4 protein-coding genes and 1 pseudogene are annotated in these 8,571 nt (G+C 63.7%); 3 read left to right on the forward strand and 2 right to left on the reverse strand.

Going from position 1 to position 8,571, the window contains the following annotated elements; all coding sequences use genetic code 11:
• The first annotated feature begins 23 nt into the window (after positions 1-23).
• The 3 genes from VFW93_RS18630 (at position 24) to hemH (ending at position 5,774) form a co-directional block, all read left to right on the forward strand.
• Entirely contained in the window at positions 24-953 is a 930-nt protein-coding gene (locus tag VFW93_RS18630) for an adenylate/guanylate cyclase domain-containing protein (protein ID WP_329695445.1), read from the forward strand.
• A 67-nt stretch (positions 954-1,020) separates the two neighbouring features.
• A complete protein-coding gene (locus tag VFW93_RS18635) occupies positions 1,021-4,680 on the forward strand; it encodes a PAS domain S-box protein (protein WP_329695446.1) in 3,660 nt (1,219 codons plus the stop codon).
• Positions 4,677-5,774, forward strand: a complete 1,098-nt coding sequence (gene hemH, locus VFW93_RS18640) for a ferrochelatase (protein WP_329695447.1) — start codon at positions 4,677-4,679, stop codon at positions 5,772-5,774. Before VFW93_RS18635 ends, hemH begins: the two co-directional genes overlap by 4 nt.
• Here hemH and VFW93_RS18645 read toward each other — a convergent pair.
• Together VFW93_RS18645 and VFW93_RS18650 are read right to left on the reverse strand one after the other, a co-directional pair.
• The gene (locus VFW93_RS18645) at positions 5,757-8,306 is read right to left on the reverse strand and encodes an EAL domain-containing protein (RefSeq protein WP_329695448.1); all 2,550 of its coding nucleotides are present in this window, start codon (positions 8,304-8,306) and stop codon (positions 5,757-5,759) included. The genes hemH and VFW93_RS18645 overlap by 18 nt on opposite strands.
• 85 nt (positions 8,307-8,391) lie before the next feature.
• A pseudogene (locus VFW93_RS18650) lies at positions 8,392-8,571 on the reverse strand (DNA recombination protein RmuC); the annotation flags it as partial.

The raw sequence follows: 8,571 nt of genomic DNA on the forward strand, positions 1-8,571 counted from the left end.
CGCGAACATACTGCGTTATGGGCATGACCAAAGAACGCGCCATCCTGTTTGCGGACCTCCGCGGCAGCACCGCGCTTTATCTCAAACTGGGCAACAGCGAGGCGGCCACCGTCGTCACGCACAGCCTGGCCATGCTCGGTCAACTCGTGGCCCGCTCTGGTGGGCGCGTCATCAAGACCCTCGGAGATGGCCTCATGGCCGTGTTCGAAGAGGCCGAGCGCGCCGTCGAATCCGCCGTGGCCATGCAGGAGTCCCTGGAGCGCATCGCACCGGTCGCCGAAGGCCTGCCCATCAAGGCGGCCGCCATCAAGCTCAAGGTGGCCATCGCCTGGGGCGAAATGGTCGAGGTGGATGGTGACTGCTTTGGCGATGCTGTCAACGTGGCTGCGCGCCTGCTGGATCTGGCTGGGGACAACGAAACGCTGACCACGGCCCAGCTTCTGCGCGAACTGCCCAGCGATCAGCACGAACGCTTTCGCAGCATCGACAAACTGCACCTGCGCGGCCGCAAGGAACCTGTGCCCGTGCTGCGCATGGACACCCGCCGCTTTGGCGACACCATGTCCACCATGATCATGGAAGCCGAACCCAGCGACATGCCCGATGGTGTGCGTCTGACCTGGCTGGGCACCGAGCGCGTCTTCTCCACGGCCAGCATGCCGCTGGTGCTGGGCCGCAGCCCGCAGGCCTCGTTCTGCGTGAGTGATTCGCGTGTCTCGCGCTCCCATGCGCGCATCGAATCCCACAGCGGTCACTTCTACCTGACGGACCTCAGCTACAACGGCACGCACGTCAAGTTCGATCACGATGATCAGGTCCTGACCCTCCGACGCGGCACCTGCACCTTGCACGGCAGCGGCGTCATCTGCCTGGGCGCACCGCCCACGGACATCACCAGCACGCAGATTCACTTCGAAGTTCTGAGCTTCTCGGACACGCTGCCTCAGTATTGACGCGGGGTTGTGGAGGCGGGTTGATAGGCTAGAGTCGCTGGTCGTCCATCATTGCGATGCAGCCTGCATGACCCAGAACCATGTTCCACATGATGAAAATGAACGCGTCGCACTGCTGCATGCGACCAAACTGCTGGACGCAGACGTTTCCCCTGCCTTCGAAGCCATTCAACGCCTGGTTGCCAGCACGCTGAACTGCCCCGTCTCGGCCATCAACCTGGTCGACACCCATCGAATCTGGAGTCTGGCCCGCCAAGGTCTGGATGTGCGGCAAACCTCGCTGGACGACTCCTTCTGCCACACCGTCGTGCAACGCAAGGCAGGCCTGAAGGTCTGCGATGCCAGCCGGGATGAACGCTTCAGGAACATCACGATGGTGGCGGGCAACGCCCAGGTCAAGGCCTACCTCGGCATGCCCCTGCTGGTGGAAGGCCACGCGCTGGGCACCCTGTGCGCCATGGATCGGCAGCCGCGCGAATGGACCGATGCGCAAGCCATCTTGCTGCAGGATCTCGCCATCACCGCAGCCGCCTTGATCCAGCAACACCTGGACACCCAGCGCCTGCGCAAGATGGAAGCCCGTGTGCGCACGGCGAGCCTGGCCGGCAGCGACTGGCTGTGGGAGACCGACAAGGACGGGGTCCTGCAGTGGGTCTCTGCGGGCTTGAAGCAGCACACGGGGCTGGATCCCGCCACGGAGATCGGCCTCAAAGGTGCCGGGCTGTACGTCCCCCGCGACGATGAGACGCGAGACAGCTGGGACCGTTTTGTCCTGGCCCGCGCCCGCCGCGAACCCTTCAGCAATGCCATCGGCGTGCGCATGACGCCTCGCGGCCCCATCACGGTCAGCATCAGTGGCACGCCCGTGTTCAACAGCCGTGGCGAGTTCATGGGCTACCGAGGCGCCAGCCGCAATGTGACGCGCCAGATCGAGGCCGAGCACGAAGCGCGGCGCGCAGACCAGTTGCTGCGCCAGGCCATCGAGTCCTTCCACATCAGCGTGATGATCACCGATCCACAAGGGCGCGTGGTCCTCGCCAACCAACACTGGCGCGATCACGCCGGGCAGGCCCATGACGACGCCAACCCCTACTGGTCCGAGACCCTGCGCAAGCTGGTCCGCGCCGGCATCTACCCGGATGCAAATGGTCGCGAAGACGAGTACATCGCCTGGCGACTGAACCTGCACACCGAGGTCGAGCCACGGGAGGTGCAATTCCAGAACCAGTGGATCCTGGTCAAGGACCACCAGTTGCCAGACGGCAGCGTGGTGCACTTCGCCATGGACATCACGCAAAGCAAGAAGGACGCCGAGAAGCTGCGCGAAAAGCAGAAGGCGCTCACCGAGACAAAGGCCCGCTTGCGCGCCGTCCTGCGCGCCTTGCCGGACCTCTGGTTCGTCATCGACCACAAGGGTCGCTACATCGATGGCCACGCCGACCACCCTTTGCTGCTCAAACCGCTGGCCGAGTTGAAGAAGACGCCGCTGGGCAGCCACCTGCCGCCGGAAACCGCCGAGCTGCAGCGACAGGCCTTGCAGAGGCTGCAAAGCACCGGCCAGCCTCAGCGCTTCGAATACGACCTGGCCAAGCTGGATGGCATCAGCCGGCACTTTGAGGCGCGCATGACGCCCATGCCGGAGGGGCAGACGCTCTTCCTGACACGTGACATCACCGAACGTCAGCTGGCGGCAGAAAAGCTGCGTGTCAGCGAGGAGCTCTATCGGTCTGTGGCGGCCACCATCAGCGATGGGCTTGTCATCGTGGAGCTCGGCGGCCGCGTGGTGGCGCTCAATCAGGCTGCCAGCCGCATCCTGGCCGTGTCACCTGAGCAACTGACCCATGTGGCCGCCCCAGGCCTGCCCGGCCTCACGCTGCTGGAGGACGATCTGGTCACGCCCGTGCCGTTTGATCGCTGGCCGATCAACGTCGTGCTGGCCACAGGCCAACGCGTGGACAAGCAGGTGCACCCGCTGCGCCGTGCAGACGGCGAGATCCTCTGGGTCCAGATCTCCTGCCACCTGTTGCGGGTGGATGCCCAGGCACCGCCGTTCGCGGCCATGGCCACCTTGCGCGATATCACCCAGGAGCGGCACGCCCAGCAGGAGCTGCAACTCAGCGAAGAACGCTGGAAGTTCGCGCTGGAAGGCGCCGGCGACGGCGTCTGGGACTGGGACCTCCAGACCGGCCGCGTCTACTACTCCCAGCGATGGAAGACGATGCTGGGCTACGACGAACACGACATCGCCAGCACGGCCGACGAGTTCCTCAGCCGCGTTCACCCCTCCGATCGCGATCTGGTGGCGGACAGCCTGCACCGCTACTTCAAGGTGGGTGATGGCATCCACCAGACCGAATTCAGGCTGCAGCACAAGAGCGGCCACTACCTCTCGATCCTGTCACGAGGGAAGGTGGTCAGCCGGCACCGCGATGGCCATGCGTTGCGCGTCGTGGGCACCCATTCGGACATCACACCGGTCAAACAGGCTGAACGCGCCCTGCGCGAAAAGCAGACTGCGGAAGCGGCCAGCGCGGCCAAATCCGAGTTCCTGTCGCGCATGAGCCACGAGATCCGCACACCCTTGAACGCGGTCAACGGCTTCGCCCAGTTGCTGCAACTGCAATTGACGCAGCAAAAAGCGGACGCCGGCCAACAGAACTACGTCGAACAGATCCTGCATGCGAGCCGCCACCTGATGGGCCTGGTCAACGATGTGCTGGACCTGCAGCAGGTGGAGACCGGGATCCTCAGCTTCAAGCCCGAACACCTGCCCCTGACGGAAGAAGTCAGCCAGTGCCTGTCGATGTTGAGCCCGATGGCGGACAAGCGCAACATCACGATGCTCAACATGCTGCAGGAGCCCTGGGTCATCGTGGCCGATCGCCAGAGGCTGCGCCAGGTGATCATGAACATCGGTTCGAACGCCATCAAGTACAACCAGGCAGGCGGTTCGGTGCGCCTGTATGCAGAGTGCTTGCCTGAAAACGAACTTGTGCTCACAATCGAGGACGCCGGTCCGGGCATGAGCCCCCAACAGCTGTCGAGGCTGTTTCAACCTTTCGAGCGTCTTGGGCGTGAAACATCCAATATCGAGGGGACTGGTCTAGGCCTTATCATCACGCGCTCGCTGCTCGAAGCCATGGGAGGTCGCATGGATATTCGTAGTCAACCCGGTTCTGGTACCAGGGTCAATATCATCCTCCCGCTGGCAGGCCGCGCGCCCAACCACATTGACCCTGCCCCTGACTCTGCCTATCCGCCTCTGTCGGAGCCGGGCAGCCCGCTCGAATCGAACATGTCCCCGACTGAATTGAGTTCAGACGGCGCTGCGGCTTTGCCCGCCTTGCACGTGCTGTACGTAGAAGACAACCGCATCAATGCGATGCTCTTCGAAGAAGCCCTGAGGCCCTTCCCTCAGATTGAACTGGTGGTGGCCGAGGATGGCCAGATGGCCCTGTCCATGGCCCGTGACCGCGCGCCGGACGTGCTGGTCCTGGATGCCCATCTGCCCGGCATGTCGGGCTTCGATGTGCTCAAATGCCTGCGTACCTTGCCCCAACTGGCTGACGCGCCGGCCTTCATGTGTTCGGCTGATGCCATGCCTGAAGACGTGGCCCGCGCTCAGGCCGCTGGCTTCACAGGCTACTGGACCAAACCCATCGACATCGTCGCGGTAACCACAGAACTGTGCAGGTTGGCCGCCAGAGGCGACAATGCTGCGCCATGAGCGTAGCCAAAGAACCCGAATACCAACACGGTCAACCTCCACGTACCGGCGTCCTGCTGGTCAATCTGGGGACACCCGAAGCACCGACACCTGCCGCACTGCGCCGCTACCTGGCGCAGTTCCTCAGTGACACGCGTGTGGTCGAGATTCCGCGCCTGGTATGGATGCCCATCCTGCACGGCATCATCCTGCGAGTGAGGCCGGCCAAATCGGCCGCGAAGTACGCCAGCATCTGGACCAAGGAAGGCTCGCCACTGCGCGTCTGGACGCAAAAACAGACCACCTTGCTGCAAGGCTTTCTGGGTGAAAGCGGGCATCAGCTCATCGTGCGGCACGCCATGCGTTATGGTCAGCCCAGCATCGGCAGCCAGCTCAGCGCCCTGAAGGCTGAAGGCGCACAGCGCATCCTGATCGTGCCGCTGTACCCGCAGTACTCCGCCGCGACCACGGCCAGCGTGATGGACGATGTGTTTGCCTGGGGCCGGCAGACACGCGCCCTGCCCGAACTGCGCCACATCAACCACTTCCATGACGACCCGGGCTACCTCGATGCGCTGGCCGACAGCGTCAAAGCCCATTGGGGCACCCATGGCCGTGGCGGCAAGCTGGTGATGAGCTTTCATGGCATGCCCGAGCGCACCTTGCTGCTGGGTGACCCATATCACTGCGAGTGCCTCAAGACCGGCCGGCTGCTGGCCGAACGCCTGGGCCTGGGCAAGGACGACTACATCGTCACCTTCCAGAGCCGATTCGGCAAAGCCAAATGGCTGCAGCCCTACACCGAGCCGACACTGCGTGAACTGGCCAGACAAGGCCAGCAACGTGTGGACGTGATTTGCCCTGGCTTCGTCTCGGACTGCATCGAAACGCTGGAAGAAATCGCCATGGAGGGCAAACAGGCCTTTCTGGACGAGGGCGGCAAGGAGTTCAACTACATCCCTTGCCTCAACGACCAGATGAGCTGGATTCGTGCCCTGAGCAAGCTGGTCGAGCGCCACCTGCAAGGCTGGCCAACTCTGGCGAGCGAACAGGTCAGTGCGACGGATCTGGCGCAACAGCGCGAACGTGCCAAGGCCTCAGGCAGTCGCCACTGATTCAATCGGACGGGTCAGCCAGGTACGTGCGGCATCGGCGTCCAGCGGACGGCTGAAGAAGTAGCCCTGGACCACATCGCAGCCATGGTCGGCCAGCCAGTCCACGCTGGCCCCGTGCTCCACGCCTTCGATGGTCACGGTCAGGCCCAGTCGATGGCCCACCTCGATCATGGCCTGCAACACGGCCTGCTTGCGGCCGAACTCGGCGATGTCGGTCACAAAGCTGCGGTCGACCTTCATCTCGTCCAGCGGCATCTCCTGCAGGATGCCCAGCGACGAGTAGCCGGTGCCGAAGTCGTCCAGCGCGATCTTGACGCCCTCTTCTCGCAGCCTGGACAGGATTTGCGTGGCGCGCTCGCGGTCGCTCAAGGCGGCCGATTCGGTCACTTCCAGTATCAGGCGGCATGGCGGGCAACCCACGTGGCGAAGAGTCTCCAGCACCTTGTCGACGAAGCGCGGCGTGGCCAGATCGAACGCGGTGATGTTGACCGACACGCGCACGTGGGGATCAGGCAAGGTCAACAGGAAGCGCGCGGCCTCGCCGATGGCCCACATGGTCAGGCGGTTGATCGCGCCGGTGGCCTCGGCTTCGGCGATGAAGGCACCTGGCGGGATCATGCCCCGCTGGGGATGGCGCCAGCGCACCAGGGCTTCCAGCGAGTCGGTGCGGCGGGTCTCCAGCGTGACCTTGGGCTGATAGTGCAGCAGCAACTCGCCACGGTCGATGGCCCCTTCCAGATCCAGGGTCAGGCCGTAGGCCAGTTGCTCGCGCTTCATGCGCTCGGCATCAAACGGCACCACCCGACGGTGCGCACTGCACCACTGCAAGGCGATGCGGGCTTCGTCGCTCATGCCGGCTGTCTGGTCCAGGTGTGTGCGGGTCACCTGAGCCACGCCCACATGCGGATCCCAGGCCACGAACAGGCCTTGCCATTCAAAACGACGCACCAGAAAGCTCTCCAGGTCGCTCATCAGCGCATCTGAAGGCTTGCCAACGGTCACGAAAGCCAGGGTGCTGTCATCCAGCGCCGCCAGTTGGTGCTCGCCTTCGATGTTCAACAAGGCGTGGGCATCCATGCTGGCAAACCAGCTCTTGAGCTCTTCGCCATAGATTCGAACCACGGCCGTCAGCGTGTCTGGTGGCAGGATGGACTCCAGAAAGCCGAAGCGGTTGAGCTTGACGATCCAGATCGACAGCCCCTCCTCGATCTGCACCAGCTGCGCCCGGATCGACTCCTCCAGCATGGCCTGATTGGGCATGCCGTAGCGAGGATGATGCGAGACCACGTCGCGCAACTGCGCCTCATACGCCAGACGCCGCTCCAGCTCCATGGTGTGCTCGGCCTGTGCACGCGCACGGTCCTGGCGGTCCATCTTCATGCGGTAGAACAAGGCGGCGGCCAGCGTCAGGGCCTTGATCACGCAGGCGTACATGCTGGCGACCCCGAACTGCCCGTGGTAGATGCCCAGCACCCCGACCGCGTTGATCACCAGCGCGGCCATCTGCACGGCCATGCCGAAGCACAACAGCCGCGCAACAGCCCCTTCATGCCAATGCCGCGCACAGATCCAGATCAAGGCGATCGGATAGATCACCGAGATGACCTGCACCAGCGCGCTGATCTTGGGTGCCAGGGTGGGCATCGCGATGGCAAACGACAGGATGAGGGTCGAGGACAAGGCAAGCGCCTTGATGATGCGGTCCTCCCACGCGGTGGGCTGAATGATCCAGCGGAACACCAGCGTCGCCGTGGAGATCCCGATCAGGATCCACATATAGGGCGGGATGTTGAACTCCGGATGGGTCGGCCAGAGCATCTGGTAGGCGTCGCCTTCCCTGCTCGCCGTGGCAGCCAGCACGGGCAGGATCTCGGCCACCATCAGGAAGGACAAGGGATTGCCATTGATGAAGGCCAACACGATCGACACCAGCAAGGTGAAGCCGAGTGCGCCATAGCACAGCGCCCGCGAGAACGCCGTCTCCCTCTCCAGCACCGCATAGTTGTCCGGCGTCCAGTACTGGAAGGTCGCCGCCGTCGAACCGTTGTTGCGCATCAGGCAGGTCAGCGTCAGGCTGCTGCGCGGATAGATGTTGACCGGCAGGATCACGCCGGGGTATTTGATGGGGCGCGCGTCAAAGGGACGGTGGTCGCCCAGCCGGTACACGATGGATTCGCTGCCATCCGAATCAACGAAGCAATCAACGTAGTCGGTATAGGGCTCGGTCACCACGACCCATCCGAGGATGGGGCTCTCCGAGCTGTTCTGGAGCACCGTGCGAGCCCATACACCCTTGTGCTCGAAGCCGATGGTGCGCACGCCATGGCGCTGTGCCTGCCACGCCAGGTTGTCGGCAGGAGGGTGTGCAGGCCCGGCTTCAGTCGGCGGGTCGGTGGCCACCAGGGTGGCCATGTCCAGCCACTCCCCCTGCCCGGGCGCTGTCGAGATGTCGAACGCTGGCCGGCCGGCCTGCACGGGCGCGGCAAGCAGCAGGACGGACAGCAGCAGAAAGGACTTCAGCAGTGACTTCACGCAGCAAGGGGCCCAGCAGGCCACCAGATTTCGGTAAACAGGACACTTGACCTCTGTCTATCGGTTGCTGCGGTGCAATCTTGAATCAGCTGTCGTCTTCAGATGCCAGGCCAGGCTCCCCTGGCAACAGGGCTTGGGCCTGGGATTCGGGCATGGCTTCCACCTGCTTGAGCGCGCGGCCCATCACACGGGTGCGGGTTTCAACAGACGAAATGGTGTTGCTGGCCTCTTCCAGCTTCTTGCGTGTCTTGGCCAGCACGTCGCC

This window comes from Aquabacterium sp. (genome assembly GCF_036279675.1).
Lineage (GTDB): Bacteria > Pseudomonadota > Gammaproteobacteria > Burkholderiales > Burkholderiaceae_C > Aquabacterium.

Bases quoted from the DNA above. Each gene is read 5' to 3' on its own strand.
- VFW93_RS18630 (WP_329695445.1), top strand. From the start codon at position 24: ATGACCAAAGAACGCGCCATCCTGTTTGCGGACCTCCGCGGCAGCACC.
- VFW93_RS18635 (WP_329695446.1), top strand. From the start codon at position 1,021: ATGACCCAGAACCATGTTCCACATGATGAAAATGAACGCGTCGCACTG.
- hemH (WP_329695447.1), top strand. From the start codon at position 4,677: ATGAGCGTAGCCAAAGAACCCGAATACCAACACGGTCAACCTCCACGT.